Origin of the sequence: Lactobacillus gallinarum DSM 10532 = JCM 2011 (assembly GCF_001434975.1) — a bacterium.
Lineage (GTDB): Bacteria > Bacillota > Bacilli > Lactobacillales > Lactobacillaceae > Lactobacillus > Lactobacillus gallinarum.
The window spans coordinates 68020-85784 of sequence record NZ_AZEL01000007.1; the positions used below are offsets into that span (position 1 = coordinate 68020).

Genomic DNA, 17765 nt, shown 5'->3' on the forward strand with positions numbered 1-17765 from the left:
CTTAAAAAGGTCATCACTTAATAGAAGTGGTGTCCTTTTTGTTTTATAATGAAAAAGTATTATTTCATAAAAGGGGCAACGCTCGTGCGTCGAAAATTAAGATACCTTAACTATCGTATATTTATCCCATATCTAATTTTGGTAGTTATGGGGATAGTTTTGGTCTATTCAGCAAGTTCAGATATTTTATTAGTTAATGGTTTTAAGCCAAGTGTTTATGGTATTAGACAAGCGATTTATGCTTTAGTAGCATTTTTATTTTTTTGTATTCCATTTTTTGCACTAAAAATAAAGGTATTTAAAAGTCCTAAATTTGTGGCGGGCTTTTTAATTATTTGTATTTTAATGCTGTTATGGTTAGTCTTTTTGCGCTTCTTCCATAGTTCGGCAGCGGTTAATGGTGCTGTAGGTTGGATTAATTTAGGTTTTATTAATTTACAGCCACTAGAGGTCACTAAATTAGCTTTAGTTATTTACTTGGCTTATGTTTTAGACCATAGGGATGGTAAATTGGTTAAAGGTAAGATTAAGGATAATTTATCACACCCTGCTATTTTAGCTGCATTTTTAATGTGCTTAGTTATTGTTGAGCCAGACTTAGGTGGTACTGCAATTCTGTTTATGATTACTCTAGTAATGTTTTCAGTATCCGGTATACCAGCTAGATTAGCTTTAACTTGGCTAATCGGTATAGCACTTGTTATTGGCTTGGTGGTTCTTATAATCATTATTTGGAGTCCTGAGTTTTTGCAAAAGAGTTACCAATTTCAACGATTAATGTCGTTTTTGCATCCCTTTGAATTAGAAAGAAAAGGTGGAGCTCAGTTAGTTAACTCGTACTATGCCATTCATAATGGTGGCGTATTAGGAGTAGGGCTAGGCAATAGTATGCAAAAAAGAGGCTATTTGCCAGAGCCATATACTGATTTTATTTTGTCAATTACAGCTGAAGAAGTTGGAGTAATTTTAACTATTTTGTTAGTTGGCTTATTATTTTACTTAATGCTGGAAATCATGAATGTGGGAATTCATTCTGTTTCTCAATTTGATGCTCTAATTTGTTTTGGCGTTGCCACAATTATTTTTACTGAAGCATTTTTTAATATCGGAGCTGTATTGGGATTATTACCAATTACCGGGGTAACTTTACCATTTATTTCTTATGGTGGTTCTTCTATGATTGTCTTAACGGCCGCAATTGGGCTAGTTTTAAATGTATCTGCTAATGAAAAAATGCTCAAAGAAAAGGATGAAACAATAGCGTGAGTATCAATCAAGAGATAGAAAATACTCGTTTAACCAAACGAGTAGCACTAATTATTTATCTAAGATCTGTTAGTGATCAATACAAACTGCGTCATTATGGTGACATCGTTTATTTCTCTAAGAATATGAAATACTGTGTTCTGTATGTGAATCGCAAAGAAGCTAAAGAGTTAAAAAATGAAATAGCACAATTAGATTTTGTAAATCACGTAGAAATTTCTCCAGAAGAAAAAGTCAATTTAGATAGCCAACATATTGAGGGACAGTTGGTTGAAATGGCTAAAGAAGCGGAGAAAAAGTTACAACTTGAACAAGAAAAGAATGAGGATCAAATGCAATGAGAATCATTTCAGGAAAATATGCTAAAAGAAATTTATTTACTTTAAAAAGCAATAAAACTCGGCCTACTAGTGATAAAGTTAAAGAATCGCTTTTTAACTCATTAGGACAATTTTTTAATGGTGGTAATGTTTTAGATTTATATGCTGGTAGCGGTGCTTTAGGAATAGAATCCGTGTCAAGAGGATACGACCATGCCAGTTTGGTGGATATAAATCATGCCGCCTGTTCTATTATTAAAAAGAATGTAGCTTTAACTAAAGAAGAAAATCGTTTTAGCGTTTATAATATGCGCAGCAATGCTGCATTAAAATTGTTTGCAGAAAATCAAGAGAAATTTGATTTAGTATTTTTGGATCCACCATATGCTAAAGAAAAAATTGCTAAAGATATGTTGCAAATGGATAAGTTGGGATTGTTGAATGCAAATGCAACTGTGGTAGCAGAGACTGATGATCACACTGAATTGGGTGATATCAGTGGCTTTTCCTTAATTAAGGAACACCATTTGGGTAAAACGATTGTGAGAATTTATCGAAAGGATTAGAAATGACTATTGCACTTTTTCCAGGGAGTTTTGATCCTATCACAAATGGACATATTGAAACGGCAAAAAAAGCAGCTCAAATTTTTGAAAAAGTTTATTTAGTAGCAATGACTAATACTTCTAAGCATTATCTGTTTTCTCCAGCAGAAAGAGCTGATTTTGCGAGGGATGCATTAAAAGATATTGCTAACATCGAAGTTTTAGAAAAGCCAGATGAGATTACAGTTGATTTGGCTCATGAATTAAAAGCTAAAGCAATAGTACGTGGAGTCCGTAATAGTGCTGATTTTCGATATGAACAAGAAATTGCGGGAATTAATAAACGCTTGGCTCCGGATATTAACACAGTTTTATTGTTTAGCAGTCCAGAAAATTCGTTTGTAGCTTCCAGCATGATCAAGGAATTGGCTAGATTTGACAAAGACGTTAGTCAATTTTTACCTGAAAAAGCTGCTAAGGCTTTAAGAAAGAAATTAAACAATGAATACGCAGAATAAGAAGCATCAATTACGAAATTGGCTGCTTGCACTTATTGCTATTTTAGTTGTTGGTATATTAATATTTTGGCCAACGGATTATTTTATTGAATCTCCGGGTGAAGCGGTTCCGGTGAGTCAGTTTATTAAATCCAAAAATAAAAAGCCGGATAATTTTTACTTAGTCACCGTTAGCGTAACTAGTCGGCCGGCATCTATTTTGCAATACTTGTGGAGTTACACTAAGCCGTATGATGAACGAGTTCCTAGCAAGGAATTACTCGGTGGTCAGACTAGTGTGCAATATAATGAGTTGCAAGATTGGTATATGGAAACTAGTCAACAAAATGCGATTTATTATGCAGCTAAAAAGGCCGGTAAAAAGCATAGTTTGCAGTATTTAGGCGTTTATGTAATGGAAGTTCAAAAGAATTCTAGCTTTAAGCATAAACTCAGAATCGGAGATACTGTTTTAGGTGCAAATGGTCATCGTTTTCATTCAACAGAAGAAATGATGACATATTTACGTAAGCAAAAAATTGGTTCCAAAATAACTATTTCAGTTTTAAGAGAAAAACAAACGAAGAAGATCAGCGGTAAAGTTGTTAAAGTTAAGGGAACCAATAAACCGGGAATTGGTATTCAGCTAGTTGAACATGTTGAAGTTAAAACTAAGCCTAAACTAGCAATTAATGCTGGCGAAATCGGTGGTCCATCTGCTGGTTTAATGTTTACTTTGGAAAGTTACGAAGTATTCAGCAAGCAAAATCTTAGTCATGGACATAAAATTGCCGGTACAGGCACAATTTCACCAACAGGTAAGGTCGGCATTATCGGTGGGGTCGATAAAAAGGTAGTAGCAGCCAGCCGAGAAGGAGCAGAAGTCTTCTTTGCCCCAACTGATTCATCAAGCGTGAAAAAGAGTGAAACTAATTATGCTGTAGCTAAAAGAACCGCTAAAAAAATCCATACAAAGATGAAAATAGTTCCAGTAGATACTTTTGATGATGCTCTGAACTATTTGAAATCACATTACTAAAAATTTTTGCAAAAAAATTAAAGTCCAGAAAAAATTCTGGGCTTTTTTTGCGTATTAAATAGTAGAGGTGAAATTTTATGGATTTTGAAAAAATTAAAGAATTTGTGTTGGAAAAGAAATTATATTTCATTGTAGCGGTTGTATTGCTACTAGGTGGACTATGGCTTAAAAAAGGAGATGGGGCAGAGGAGCCTTCATTTGATAATAATCAGAAAGTAAGTCAGTCCAGTAATATGAGCTCAAATAATAATTCTGCGGCTAATGCTAGTTCAGCAAGCAACGCGTCTAATGTTGCTTCTTCTGAGTCTAAAACAGTAACTTGCGATATTTCAGGTGCCGTTAAGCATCAGGGAGTTTATACGTTAAAAAATGGGGCTAGATTGCAAGAGTTAATTGAAGCCGCTGGTGGAACTACGGATAAAGCGCAATTAAAGACGATTAATCGGGCTATTTTATTAAAGGATCAAGACAAGATTCATATTCCGTATAAAGGCGAAAAAGTAGATAGTGCATTAACTGCTGGTACGGGCAATAATCCAGCTTCAGCGGCTGCTAATAGCTCCTCTGAAAATCAAGGAAGTGGGGAAAAGGTTAATTTAAATACAGCAGATGTAGCTGGCTTACAGAAATTAACGGGAATAGGAGAAAAGAAAGCAGAGCAAATTATTGCCTACCGTGAACAAAATGGCTCATTTAAAAAAGTGGAGGATTTAATGCAGGTATCAGGAATAGGAGAGAAGACTTTTGCCAGTCTCAAGGATCAACTCACTGTTTAAAAATGATGTTGGATTTTATTTATTAACAGCTTTATTATTGATTGCAATCTCTTTTTTAGCATTTATTTGTGACTCATTCAGTCAAAAAATAGTTTGCATTTCTGCTGCTGGTTATTTTTCCTTTTTATTGTTAAAAAAATATGCTGCTAGCCTGAAATTGGTTTTAGTACTAGTCACTCTATTTATTGGTTCGATTATTTTGAATAAAAAAGAAGTGCATTTTGAATTATCTGAGCAAAGTCAAATACAGATTTATCCCGATCAAGTTCGTGTTAAAGATAATTATTTAACGGGCGTAGGTCATTTTAAGCAGGGGAAAATCTTAATAAGTGGCAAAGTACCAACTGAACAAGAAAATAATTTAAAGCAAGGACTGCCATTGATAGTTAGCCAGATTAAAGGTGAATGCGGAATTATTGAACCTGCAACTAATATTGGCGAATTTGATTATCAAACTTATTACGCGGCAAAAGGAATCACTCAAAAGATAAAATATTTTAGCTGCGAGATGAAGGCTGTCAAATCAAATGGCGTAATTACTGGTTTGCATAAATTGCGCTTTAATTTGCAAAAATATTTTCAAAAAATGCCACAATTATTAGGCTTGTTTGCCAGTGAATTACTTTTAGGTGAAAATAATGCGCAAGAAAATCAAAAAATTCTGAATAATTATCGTGATTTGGGAGTTATTCACTTATTAAGCATTTCTGGTTTGCACGTTGGATTATACGTCTTAATAATTAGTACAATCTGTTTTTACTTAAAAATGACAGATGAAGAAGCATTTATTTGTTGTTGCGTAGTGCTATTGTTGGGTATCTTTTTAAGCTATGGGCAAGCAGGATTTGTTAGGGCCAGCTTAACGTACTTTCTAGGTAAAATTTGCAAATTCAAAGGATATCGAGTAGCGGCAATTGATATATTGGGATTAGCTTGCATTTTGCATATTATGATTGTGCCACGTCTGTTTATGATGGCTGGAGCAATTTTGAGTTATTTGTTGGCTTTAGGCTTACAGCTGACAAATAAATTTGGCAAAATGCAACAATCGATTTTATTGAATGTGCTATTAACGCCATTATTACTGTTTTATTTTTACCAGGTTAATTTCCTGACTGTTTTATTTAATTTGATGGTGGTCCCTTATTTTAATTGGGTTGTTATGCCTGTAACGTTTACCAATATCGTATTATTTAGCTTTACTAAAAAATTGGCTCCATTATTTGAACAGATTTTGGAATTGGGTGAAAAAGCAATTGGTAGTTTATCTAATACCCAATTAGGGTTATTAACATTTGGCAAAATAAATTGGTGGCAGTGTTTAATTTTAATATTGATAACAATGTTGCTGATAATTGCTTTAAGAGAACGTCCGGAATGGAAATTTAATAAAAAAGAATTAAGCATGGTTTTAATTAGCACTTATCTAATATTTTTCGGCATGATACATTTTCCGTTGCGAGGACAAGTAACCTTCATTGATGTAGGACAAGGAGATAGTATTTTGATTACTACTCCGTTTCCGCGCAAGGCATATATGATTGACACAGGGGGAAAGCTGAATTTTTCGGGTAAAAAAGTAACACCCCAAGTCAATCGTATTACTATTCCTTTTCTAAAAAGTTTGGGGATTAGTACACTTGATGGAGTATTTGTTTCGCATCAGGATGCAGACCATGTTGGTGATTTAGGGCCGCTACTTGAGCAAGTTAATGTGAAAAGAATTTTTATGGCTAAAGGTTTGATTAATAATCCTTCTTTTCAAAAAAGATTAAATGGTCGAATTAAACATACTAAATTAGTTGAACTACTGGCAGGGATGCAAGTAAAAGAGCCTAAAATTACGTTTAATGTGGTTTATCCGTACCAACCTGGAGAAGGAAAGAATGAGGATTCTTTGAGTTTGTTCTTTAGAGTCGCCAATAAGAATTGGCTTTTTACAGGAGATTTAGGCCAGGAAGGAGAAAAAGAGATTATGCAGAAATCCAATTTATCTGTTGATTATTTCAAATTGGGACATCATGGCAGTAAAACTTCATCCAATCCGGATTTTCTACGAGTGATTCATCCGCAAAAAGTTTTTATTTCAGCAGGACGAAAGAACCGTTTTGGTCACCCACATCAAGAGACGCTAACCACGCTTAGTGAACAACAGATACCATGGGTTTCAACCCAAGACTGTGGTATGATTAGCTGGTATTATGGTGGAATGCAAAAATCAGAATTTAATTACTTTTTGAAGCGGGGTAAAAAATGACCTTACTTTCTTTATTTAAAAATACGAATAATAATAACCCCCATACTTTGATTTGGGGTGGAGATGATTTTCTTAATGATTATCTAGCTAATTCATATATTAAAGAAGATCAATTTAAGGACTTAGAGCATGTCAGTGTAGATTGTGAAAATGATGGTTTGGATGAATTAATTGCTAATTTGACAGAATCAAGTTTATTTAGTGAAAATAAATTAATCCTTATAAAGAATCCATTTTTCTTAACGGCAAAGGTACCAAAAAAGCTAAAGAAACAGATGGATGATTTACAGAAAATTTTTGATAATCTAAATGAATTAGAAGATGTAGTGGTAATTGTTGCTTCATATGATAAACTTGATCGTCGTAAAAAGCTGACTAAGACGGTCTTAAAGCAGTTTAATGTGGTTGAGCCAACTATTCGTTCTTATGAAGTAGGGGCAGTAGTAAAATCGCTTATTAAAGCTGAAGGATATACTATTACGCAATCTGCTTTGCAACTATTAATTGAACGCAGCGATCAAGTTATTGATACTATTTTAAGTAATTATCAGAAATTAAAGATGGCAGCTAGTGATAATAAGATCACTGAAAAATCCGTTATGCAGAACGTGGATTTATCATTAGCGCAAAATATTTTTGCTATTTTAGAGGCTGCATTAAATAAAAATTATCAAGAAGCCATAGAGCGTCTTGATAATCAATTAAGAGAAGGTACAAATCCGATTCAACTGCTAGCAGTTTTTGAAAACCAATTAGAATTAATATTAGTGGTAAAAATTCTAGCTAAAAGGGGTAGAAGCGAAGTACAAATTGTGAAAGAACTCGGCGTCCATCCCTATAGAGTAAAATTGGCTTTAAAAAATAAGTTAAATGTGTCTAAATTAGAGCAGTTATTGCAAAAAGCAATTCAACTGGAGTTTAATTACAAAAATGGAACATATCATGAAGACAATTTCTTAAAGTTGTTTGTATTATCTGTTTAAAGCAAAAAAAGAGAGAAGAAATCAAATTTCTTCTCTCTTTTTGATTAGTAATAAGTAAAATTACTTGTTTGCTAATTTAGTTAAACGACTCTTGTCACGAGCAGCCTTGTTCTTGTGGATTAAGCCCTTTGAAGCAGCCTTGTCCAAAGCGCGAACAGCTTCTAAATGCAATTTGGAGACGTCTTCTTTACTATCACTTTCAACAGCGTTCTTGAACTTCTTAACAGCAGTTCTTAACTTGCTCAATTCAGAAGCGTTGCGTTTGTTAGTAGCGTTTTGCGTCTTAACACGTTTGATAGCTGATTTGATTTGTGGCATGAAATTCACCTCCAATGATTTAGAAATTTACTTCATCCATTATACTTAAGAACCACTTGGGATGCAAGATAATTTGAGCTTGCTTTTTTAAAAAATATTGTGTAATATAGTTCGAGTGAACCGTTAACGCTGTTTACCCGCTCACACCGACGGTAAACGTTGTTAATGGCAATTATTTATGAAAGGTGAAATTTTTATGGCAATTTCAAAAACTGAAAAAGACAACATTATTAAAGAATACGCAACTCACGAAGGCGACACTGGTTCTGTAGAAGTTCAAGTTGCTCTTTTAACTGCAGACATCAACAACTTGACTGACCACATGAAGAGCCACAAGCACGACCACCACTCATACGTTGGTTTGCTTAAGAAGATCGGTCACCGTCGTAACTTGCTTCGTTACTTAGAAAACAACGACATTAACCGTTACCGTGAATTGATCAAGAAGCTAGGTCTTCGTCGTTAATTTCTTAATCATAACGAAAGAAAAGTCAACCATAGGGTTGGCTTTTTTTGCATCTGTCATATTTTCCTCCTTTATGCTAAAATTGAAACAGATATTTTTACGTTGTGATCTTTTAGATCCATAAAAAATTAAAAATTTTAATATAGAAAAGGAAATATAATGGCTAATCAACTAAAGATTATGGTCTTGAGCGGTGTACGTGAACAGGGTAAAGACATGTTTGCCGTTCAGGTTAATGATGAAATTTTTGTTCTTGATGCCGGACTGAAGTATCCTGATAGTTCTTTATTCGGTATCGATGTAGTAATTCCTGATCTTGATTTCTTTGAACAATATGGAGACCGAGTAGCAGGAATCTTTTTAACGCACGGGCATGCTGATTCAATTGGTGCATTGCCATATATTTTGCGTAAGTATGATATTCCAGTATTTGGTTCTCAATTAAGTATTGAACTTGCCAAGATAGAAGTTCAACGTGAAAATAAGCATCGCAAAAATAGTTTATTCCACGTAATTGATGCAGATACCGAAATCGATTTTAAGAATGCAAGTATCTCATTCTTCCATACTACCCACTCAATTCCTGATTCATTAGGTATTGATGTTCATACTCCAGCAGGTGAGATCGTTTATACTGGTGATTTCAAGTTTGATCCAACTGCTGCCGACAACTACCGGACTGATATGGATCGCTTAGCTAAAATTGAACAAAAAGGAGTTCTTGCTCTTTTAAGTGATTCATCAAATGCGGAAGCTTCATATCCTAATGTTTCAGAACAAGATATTGGTAACTTTGTAACTAATGTTTTTAGAAATGCAACTGGTCGAATTATCGTTGCAGCTAAGGCATCTAATTTGAATCGCGTGCAAGAAGTTTTAAACGCAGCTAAAGCTACTGGAAAGAGAGTACTTTTAACTGGTCGTGATTTGGCTAAAATTGTTAGAACTTCAATGAAATTAGGCTATTTAGATGTGCCAGATGGCCTTTTAATGCGAGTTAAGGATTTAAAGACCGTGCCAGATAATCAAACAGTTATTTTGGAAACTGGTCGAATGGGTGAACCACTTAACTCATTACAAAAAATGGCTAAGAATCGCCATAGTATGATTACTATTCATGATGGTGATTTAGTCTTTATTGCTACAACTCCATCTCATGCCGTTGAAACTATGGTGGCTGAAACCAGTGACCTTGTCTATAAAGCAGGCGGAACAGTTATTCAATTGGGCCGCAACATGCATACTAGTGGGCATGCAACCGGTCGTGATATTCAATTATTGATTGATACTTTAAAGCCTAAGTTCTTAATCCCAGTTATTGGTGAGTATAGATTATTAGAAATTGTTCGTAGCTTGGCTATTAAGACTGGTATGAGTCCTAAGAATATCTATATTACTAAAAATGGTGATTGCTTAGACTACGACTTTAAGAAGAAACGCTTCTACTTATCTGATCCTGTCCCTGGTGAAGACACTATGATCGATGGCTCAGGTGTTGGTGATGTAGGTAACATTGTTTTGCGCGATCGAGAAGTGCTTTCTGATGATGGTATTTTCATTGCTGTAGTTACAATTGATCGTAAAAAGAAAAAGATTATCGCAGAACCTAAAGTAACTAGCCGTGGATTTGTCTACATTAAAGCCAATAGACAGTTGATGAATGATTCAATTGATGTGATTAAAAAGGCAATTAACAGCAACTTCGAGCACAAGAAGTTTGATTGGACAGAATTAAAGCAAGATATTCGCAGCGATTTGGAGAAATTCTTATATAAGAAAACAAATCGTCGTCCCGTTATTTTGCCAGTTGTGATGGAAGTAAACCAAAACCGTCATCGTGCTATGCAAAAGCGTAATGAGAAAAAGCAAGAAAATAACAAATCACATTCATCAAACAATAAAACAAGAAATAATAAAGAAAAGAAAGAATAATTATGACATCAGTAAGTCAAAAGAATTTATTGAAACTTGCTGAAGAAAATAAGCACAGGGGAGATCTTGCTGCGGCAATTCAAAATTTAGAAGAAGCATTGCGAGGAGAGCATTCATTAGATGTGATCTTGGAGCTTTGTGATCTCTATTGTGCAAATAAACAAGAAGATCAGGCCTATGCTTTAATTAAAGAAGAGCCTGATCTTTTTTCTAATAAGCAAGTATATCGGATGTATTGTAAAGTTTTAAAGGAAAATAACTTTTTAATAGAAGCTTTACAGTTAAAAGAAATTACAGGGTTAGAATTACCTTTTAAGGTGCAGCCTGTTTCTGAAGAAAAGCAACAGCAAATTATGCAGTCTTTTAAGGCAAAAAAGCAGGTTAACCAAATGGATTATGAAAGCTTGCATAAATTAAATTTGGTTAATTTTACAACTTTTGCTCAAAGTATTTTATTAGAACCTATTTCAGAATTCGCTGTGCGCTTATCTCTTTGTGAAGATCTTATTAGACTAAAGTTGAAAGATAAATTTAAAGTGTGGGTTTTGGATGATTTAACCGAATTTATTCCTGCAGATACTTTGCTTTTAGAAAAAGCCCCTAAATACAAAGAGATAATTTCAGCTATTGGGGCTAAATTTAGTCATAATCCTAGTCAATTACCGCTTATGATTGGTGAAACCAATTTAGTATTAGGTAGTTTGTATCCTAAGCTAGATGATTATGTAGATGAACCTGATAGTTTTGCTAGCGATTTGGTAGCTTATTTGCAACAAAGAAATGGCAGAACTCATCAAGATTTATTTGAAAAAATTTATCGAAAATTTCCAAATTAAAAAATAGGTAAAAAAGGTTTACATTTTCAAAGTATTTAGTATAATTAGCAAAGGATATTTTCGTTAGGCAATTTAGCTTAAGCTTTTTTACTAGGCAATTGCCGAAGAAAGTAGTACAATATTCAACAGAGAATTATCCGTTAACTTATCTCAACGGACTTCTTGCAAATTTACAGGAGGGTCATTTTAATGGCAGAAAAAGAACATTACGTTAGAACTAAGCCACACGTAAACATTGGTACTATCGGTCACGTTGACCACGGTAAGACCACTTTAACTGCGGCTATTACTACTGTTTTAGCTGACAAGGGTTTGGCTAAGGCTGAAGATTACTCACAAATCGATGCTGCACCAGAAGAAAAGGAACGTGGTATCACTATTAACACCGCCCACGTAGAATACGAAACTGAAAATCGTCACTACGCTCACATGGACGCTCCAGGCCACGCCGACTACATCAAGAACATGATTACCGGTGCTGCACAAATGGATGGTGCTATCTTAGTTGTTGCTGCAACTGATGGTCCTATGCCACAAACTCGTGAACACATTTTGCTTGCTCGTCAAGTTGGTGTTAACTACATCGTAGTATTCTTAAACAAGTGCGATTTAGTTGACGACCCAGAATTGATCGACTTGGTTGAAATGGAAGTTCGTGACTTGTTAACTGAATACGATTACCCTGGTGACGATATTCCAGTTGTTCGTGGTTCAGCTTTGAAGGCTTTACAAGGCGACAAGGAAGCTCAAGAACAAATTCTTAAGTTGATGGACGTCGTTGATGAATACATCCCAACTCCAGAACGTCAAACTGACAAGCCATTCTTAATGCCAGTTGAAGACGTATTCACTATCACTGGTCGTGGTACTGTTGCTTCAGGTCGTATCGACCGTGGTACTGTTAAGGTCGGCGATGAAGTCGAAATCGTTGGTTTGGTAGACAAGGTTCTTAAGTCAGTTGTTACTGGTTTGGAAATGTTCCACAAGACTTTGGACTTAGGTGAAGCCGGCGATAACGTTGGTGTATTGCTCCGTGGTATTGACCGTGACCAAGTTGTTCGTGGTCAAGTATTGGCTGCTCCAGGCTCAATCCAAACCCACAAGGAATTCAAGGCTCAAGTTTATGTCTTGAAGAAAGAAGAAGGTGGACGTCACACTCCATTCTTCTCAGACTACCGTCCACAATTCTACTTCCACACCACTGATATTACTGGTGAAATTGAATTGCCAGAAGGTACTGAAATGGTTATGCCTGGTGATAACACTGAATTCACTGTTACTTTGATTAAGCCAGCTGCCATCGAAAAGGGTACTAAGTTCACCATCCGTGAAGGTGGTCGTACCGTTGGTGCCGGTCAGGTTACTGAAATCCTTGACTAATTTCTAACGATATAGCAAAAAAGATGCACTTCTTCACAGGAGCGCATCTTTTTTCTTTTAGATTTGTTTTTTGTGCCAGTTTAAGGTAAGATAACTTAGTATGCAAGAAGCAAACTCAAACTTGACATTGGAGGTATTTTATTAATGTCTGTAAAATGGGAAAAGACCGGTAAAACAACCGGTGAACTTACTTTTGATATTTCAAAAGATGAAATTAAATTAGGTTTGGATCAAGCTTTTAGAAGAGTTAAGAAAAACTTACGTGTTCCTGGTTTTAGAAAGGGTCACGTTTCTCGTGTTATTTTTGATCAATACTATGGTGAAGAAGCATTATATGAAGATGCTTTAAACATTGTATTGCCAAATGCATATTCTGCTGCTGTTAAGGAAGCAGGTATTGCTGCAGTTGGTCAACCACAAATTGTTCCAGTATCAATGGACAAAGATAAAGACTGGACTATGAAGGCTACTGTTACTGTAGAACCAGAAGTTAAGTTAGGCGACTACAAGGGTATCGAAGTTCCAAAGCAAAATACTCGTGTATACCAAAAAGACGTTGATGCTGAACTTGATAAGCGCCGTGAACAAAATGCTGAACTTGTACTTAAGAAGGGTAAGTCAGCTAAGGGCGACACCGTAACCATCGATTACAAGGGTACTATTGATGGCAAGGAATTTGAAGGCGGCTCAGCTGAAAACTACTCACTTGAATTAGGTTCAGGCGCATTCATTCCTGGCTTTGAAGATCAACTTATCGGTCACGAAGCAGGCGATGATGTTGATGTTGTTGTAACCTTCCCTAAGGATTACGGTGCAAAGGATTTAGCAGGTAAAGAAGCACACTTTGCAACTAAGATTCACGAAGTTAAGTCAAAGCAACTTCCTAAGTTAGACGACGAGTTTGCTAAGGATGTTGATGATTCAGTAGATACTCTTGATGAATTAAAAGACAAGATCAAGAAGCAATTGAAGGATCAAAAGGAACAAGCTGCAAACGATGCTATTCAAGAAGCAGCTATTGAAAGTGCAGTAAAGAACGCTACTGTTGATGAAATTCCTGATGCAATGATTCAAGACGACGTTAATACTCAATTGAACCAATACTTAGGTAACATGCAACGTCAAGGTATTGATCCACAAACTTACTACAAGTTGACCAATACTAATGAACAACAATTACGTTCACAATTTGCTAAGAACGCTGCTGAAAGAGTTAAGACTAACTTAGTTCTTGAAGCTATTGTTGAAAAAGAAGGCCTTAAGGCAACCAAGGAAGAAATTGATAAGGAAATCAAGGACCTTGCTGCTGAATACAACATGGATGAAAAGACTGTACGTAACACTTTGTCAGACGACATGTTAAGTCACGACATCACTGTACGTAAGGCTATGGATCTTGTTACTGATAATGCTAAGCAAGTTGCTAAGGCAAAGCTTGAAGCAAAAGAAGCAGAAGACAAGAAGGAAAGTAAGTAATAAATAAATTATTACTGATTTCTCATTAAAAAGCGGCTTTAGGCCGCTTTTTTTGATATTTAAGCTTAATATTTATCAAAATATGTTAATTTATGATAATCTATTTTGGTAGGTATAGGGAGGAAATATAATGGCAAATCAGTTTACAGATCAAGAAGAGATTAAATGTTCTTTTTGTGGTAAAACTCAAGACCAAGTCAAAAAAATGATCGCTGGTAATGGCGTTTATATTTGCAATGAATGCGTTGACTTATCTAAAAAAATCATTGATGATGAATTACGTGCAGATTCTGTTAAAACTGCAAGTGAATTACCAAAACCAATGGAAATTAAAAAACAACTTGATCAATACGTAATTGGCCAAAATCGTGCTAAAAAGGTATTATCTGTTGCTGTTTATAATCATTACAAGAGAATCAGTCAAATGGATGTTGATTCTTCTACAGAATTACAGAAGTCTAATATTGCAATGATTGGTCCTACTGGATCAGGTAAGACTTATTTAGCTCAAACTTTAGCTCGAATCTTAAATGTACCTTTTGCAATTGCAGATGCAACCACATTAACCGAGGCTGGTTATGTTGGGGAAGATGTAGAAAATATCTTGCTAAAATTATTGCAAAATGCAGATTACGATTTGGAACGTGCTCAACGCGGCATTATTTATATCGATGAAATTGACAAAATTTCTAAGAAATCTGAGAATGTTTCAATTACTCGTGATGTTTCAGGTGAAGGTGTACAACAATCATTACTGAAGATCTTAGAAGGTACTATTGCTTCAGTTCCGCCTCAAGGTGGTCGTAAGCACCCACAACAAGAAATGATCAAGATGGACACCACTAACATTCTGTTTATTGTTGGTGGGGCTTTTGATGGTATTGAACAAATCGTTAAGAATAGATTAGGTAAAAAGACGATTGGTTTCGGTGCTGAAAATGAAGTTGATAAAATTGATGCAGATGATTGGACTCGTCATTTAACTACAGCAGATTTAGTTAAATTTGGAATGATTCCTGAATTTATTGGTAGAATTCCAATTATCACAACTTTAGATAAGCTTAACAGTGAAGATTTGGTAAGAGTATTAACTGAGCCAAAGAATGCTTTGGTTAAGCAATATAAGAAGCTACTTTCACTTGATGGTGTTGACCTTAAGTTTACTGATGGTGCGCTTAAAGCAATTGCTGATTTGGCAATTCAAAGAAATATGGGGGCACGTGGTTTAAGAACTATAATTGAAAATTCAATTATGGATATCATGTACAAGACTCCAAGTGAAAAAGACATTGAAGCCGTTGAGGTAACCAAAGATGTAATTACGCGTCATGCTGAACCTAAGGTTATTCGTAAAAAGGATAAAAAAGAAAGTAGTAAAGCACAGGTAGGCGCTAATGATAATTAAAAGTAGTAGTTATGCTGTCAGTGCAGTTAGAGAAGATCAATATCCTAAGGACGATTTGCCTGAGATTGCATTATCAGGCCGCTCAAACGTTGGAAAGTCAAGTCTGATTAACACTCTACTTAATCGAAAAAACTTGGCTAGAACCTCTTCACAGCCTGGTAAAACGCAAACCTTGAATTTCTATCTAGTAAATGATGAGTTTTATCTTGTAGACGTACCAGGGTATGGTTATGCAAGAGTTTCGCAAAAGAAACGCCAAGAATTTGGTGAGATGATTCAAGATTACTTGGAAACAAGACCCAACTTAAAGGGATTAGTAATTTTAATTGATTCGCGTCATGAACCAACTAAAGATGATATTGCAATGTATAATTATGCTCAATATCTGAATTTACCTATTTTAGTTGTATGTACGAAGATTGATAAAATAAAAAAGAGCCAAGTAAATAAAGTAATGTCCCGTTTGAAAAAGAACATAGATCTTAATTATGATCATGTAACGGTTTTGACATTCAGTTCCGTAACTAAATTGCATGTTGCAGAACTGGGCAAATGGATTGAAGAAAAAATTAGTAAATAAAGAATGAGAAAGCTGTTAACTGGGGTTAGCAGCTTTTTCTTATGAGATGATTATTAGAATAAATTTACTTAAAAGAAAGGGTGCTAAAATTGAAAGTGTAGTAAAGAAAGTAGAGGCTTCATCTTGGATGATAATAAAACACAGAAAAAGACATTAACTACTTTAAGCCTGGTTTTAATGATCATAACTACGGTTTATGGTTTCGGTAATGTCTCGGTTTCATACCGGCAAATGACTTATGCCGGAATTATTTGGTTTATTTTAGCCGGAATTTGTTTTTTCTTTCCAGCTGGATTAATGATGGCAGAATATGGTTCAGCCTTTCACGATGCAAAAGGTGGAATTTACTCCTGGCTTGCGGGCTCTATTGGCGAAAAATGGGCCTTTATCGGGACTTTTGTTTGGCTGGCTAACTGGGTACTTTGGCTAGTATCTAGTACCTCAAGACTCTGGATTTCGATTTCAGCGCTAATTTTTGGTAAAGATACAACTCAGAGTTGGAATTTATTTGGTTTACATGGAACACAGCTAATGGGTGTATTGGCAATTCTATTCATGATTGTATCTACATACTTGTCTTCAAGAGGGATGACTGGAATTAAGATCATGTCCTCAATTGGTGGCTGGTTTATGATCGGGATGAACTTGATTTTTATCTTATCTAGTTTGTTAGTCATCATTATGAATCATGGACAATTAGCACAGCCAATCACTGGTTGGCAGAGTTTTATTATTTCACCTAATAAGGATTTCCAAACTCCAATTACTATTATTTCCTTTGTTGTCTATGCAGTATTTGCATATGGTGGTATGGAGACCGTAGGTGGGGTAATTGACAGTATGAAGCATCCCGAAAAAGATTTCCCTAAGGGCTTAATTATCGGTAGTTTGTTTACGATTATTTCTTATGTTTTAATGATCTTTATGACCGGTTTTTCGGTTAATTATCAAAAGGATATCGTTCAAACCGGTGCTAACACAGGTAATATTACTTATGTGGTTTACGGGACTTTGGGTAAAGCGTTCGGTACCGCCTTACATTTGGATCCGCAGACTAGTTTAATGATTGGTAAAATCTTTACGAGAGCAATTGCCTTATCAGGATTAATGGGAATGATGGGTGCTTTCTTCGTATTACTATATTCACCCGTTAAGTCCTTTATCATGGGATCTGATCCACGTCTTTGGCCGAAGGCTGCAACTAAATTAAACAAACATGGCATTCCTGCTAATGCAATGTGGGCTCAAACTGTTTTCGTCTGCTTGTTAATTGCGGTCGTTTCCTTCGGTGGTAGTGCAGCTACAAGCTTTTATCAAATTTTGACCGATATGGGTAATGTTGCTGCAACTGCACCATATATCTTTTTGATAGGTGCATTTCCATTTTTCTTAAAGAAAGATTATCCGCGTAAATTTAGAGTATTTACGAATTATAAATGGACAGTAGCGCTGGTAGTATTTGTTGAAATAATTGTTTGCACGGGTATTATATTTACAGTTTTACAACCAATTTTGGAATACAGATATGCGACAGCTTTCTGGACTGGATTTTGACCTATTTTCTTTGGTTTAATAGCTTATATTTTTTATCGTACTTCAAAGAAAAAACATGGTTTAACCGATTTAAATTAAATCGCCGATTGTAAAATCAAATTGAACACTTTAGAAAAATAAAAAGTCCATCTGGAC

Annotated in this window: 16 protein-coding genes and 1 pseudogene; 16 read left to right on the forward strand and 1 reads right to left on the reverse strand. The window is 35.3% G+C overall.

Going from position 1 to position 17765, the window contains the following annotated elements:
• Window positions 1-84 precede the first annotated feature (84 nt).
• From FC37_RS01590 to holA, 8 genes are all read left to right on the forward strand, one after another.
• Window positions 85-1266: an FtsW/RodA/SpoVE family cell cycle protein gene (locus FC37_RS01590; protein ID WP_025005029.1), complete on the forward strand. Its 1182-nt coding sequence runs from the start codon at window positions 85-87 to the stop codon at window positions 1264-1266.
• A complete protein-coding gene (locus FC37_RS01595) occupies window positions 1263-1607 on the forward strand; it encodes a DUF2129 domain-containing protein (protein ID WP_025005028.1) in 345 nt (114 codons plus the stop codon). Before FC37_RS01590 ends, FC37_RS01595 begins: the two co-directional genes overlap by 4 nt.
• Complete coding sequence (gene rsmD / locus FC37_RS01600; RefSeq protein WP_025005027.1) at window positions 1604-2152, forward strand: 16S rRNA (guanine(966)-N(2))-methyltransferase RsmD; 549 nt, start codon at window positions 1604-1606, stop codon at window positions 2150-2152. The genes FC37_RS01595 and rsmD overlap by 4 nt, the downstream gene beginning before the upstream one ends.
• A gap of 2 nt (window positions 2153-2154) precedes the next feature.
• Window positions 2155-2649, forward strand: coding sequence for a pantetheine-phosphate adenylyltransferase (gene coaD, locus FC37_RS01605; RefSeq protein ID WP_025005026.1), 495 nt, complete (start codon window positions 2155-2157; stop codon window positions 2647-2649).
• A complete protein-coding gene (locus FC37_RS01610; protein ID WP_025005025.1) occupies window positions 2633-3667 on the forward strand; it encodes a SepM family pheromone-processing serine protease in 1035 nt (344 codons plus the stop codon). Before coaD ends, FC37_RS01610 begins: the two co-directional genes overlap by 17 nt.
• Window positions 3668-3744: 77 nt before the next feature.
• Window positions 3745-4443 carry a helix-hairpin-helix domain-containing protein gene (locus FC37_RS01615; protein WP_025005024.1) on the forward strand — a complete coding sequence of 233 codons (699 nt, stop codon included), beginning with the start codon at window positions 3745-3747 and terminating at the stop codon, window positions 4441-4443.
• Window positions 4412-6700, forward strand: a complete 2289-nt coding sequence (locus FC37_RS01620; RefSeq protein ID WP_025005023.1) for a DNA internalization-related competence protein ComEC/Rec2 — start codon at window positions 4412-4414, stop codon at window positions 6698-6700. The genes FC37_RS01615 and FC37_RS01620 overlap by 32 nt, the downstream gene beginning before the upstream one ends.
• On the forward strand, window positions 6697-7683 hold the full coding sequence (gene holA / locus FC37_RS01625) for a DNA polymerase III subunit delta (protein WP_025005022.1): 987 nt from the start codon (window positions 6697-6699) through the stop codon (window positions 7681-7683). The genes FC37_RS01620 and holA overlap by 4 nt, the downstream gene beginning before the upstream one ends.
• A gap of 60 nt (window positions 7684-7743) precedes the next feature.
• On the opposite strand, the gene rpsT is transcribed toward holA, so the two are convergent.
• Window positions 7744-8001, reverse strand: a complete 258-nt coding sequence (rpsT, locus tag FC37_RS01630) for a 30S ribosomal protein S20 (RefSeq protein ID WP_014919008.1) — start codon at window positions 7999-8001, stop codon at window positions 7744-7746.
• Between the two features lie 196 nt (window positions 8002-8197).
• Here rpsT and rpsO point away from each other — a divergent pair, with 196 nt between their 5' ends.
• The 8 genes and pseudogenes from rpsO to yjeM all read left to right on the forward strand — a co-directional run.
• Complete coding sequence (gene rpsO, locus FC37_RS01635; protein WP_003628079.1) at window positions 8198-8467, forward strand: 30S ribosomal protein S15; 270 nt, start codon at window positions 8198-8200, stop codon at window positions 8465-8467.
• Between the two features lie 159 nt (window positions 8468-8626).
• Window positions 8627-10399, forward strand: a complete 1773-nt coding sequence (locus tag FC37_RS01640; RefSeq protein WP_025005021.1) for a ribonuclease J — start codon at window positions 8627-8629, stop codon at window positions 10397-10399.
• Between the two features lie 2 nt (window positions 10400-10401).
• A complete protein-coding gene (locus tag FC37_RS01645; protein WP_025005020.1) occupies window positions 10402-11235 on the forward strand; it encodes a tetratricopeptide repeat protein in 834 nt (277 codons plus the stop codon).
• A gap of 189 nt (window positions 11236-11424) precedes the next feature.
• Window positions 11425-12615 (forward strand): elongation factor Tu, encoded by a 1191-nt coding sequence (tuf, locus tag FC37_RS01650; protein WP_025005019.1) that lies wholly within the window; start codon window positions 11425-11427, stop codon window positions 12613-12615.
• Window positions 12616-12759: 144 nt separating this feature from the next.
• Entirely contained in the window at window positions 12760-14091 is a 1332-nt protein-coding gene (tig, locus tag FC37_RS01655; RefSeq protein ID WP_025005018.1) for a trigger factor, read from the forward strand.
• A 130-nt stretch (window positions 14092-14221) separates the two neighbouring features.
• Entirely contained in the window at window positions 14222-15496 is a 1275-nt protein-coding gene (gene clpX / locus FC37_RS01660; protein WP_025005017.1) for an ATP-dependent Clp protease ATP-binding subunit ClpX, read from the forward strand.
• The gene (yihA, locus tag FC37_RS01665; RefSeq protein ID WP_025005016.1) at window positions 15486-16076 is read left to right on the forward strand and encodes a ribosome biogenesis GTP-binding protein YihA/YsxC; all 591 of its coding nucleotides are present in this window, start codon (window positions 15486-15488) and stop codon (window positions 16074-16076) included. Before clpX ends, yihA begins: the two co-directional genes overlap by 11 nt.
• Before the next feature lie 123 nt (window positions 16077-16199).
• Window positions 16200-17627: pseudogene (yjeM, locus tag FC37_RS01670) on the forward strand (glutamate/gamma-aminobutyrate family transporter YjeM); the annotation flags it as partial.
• Between the last annotated feature and the right edge of the window lie 138 nt (window positions 17628-17765).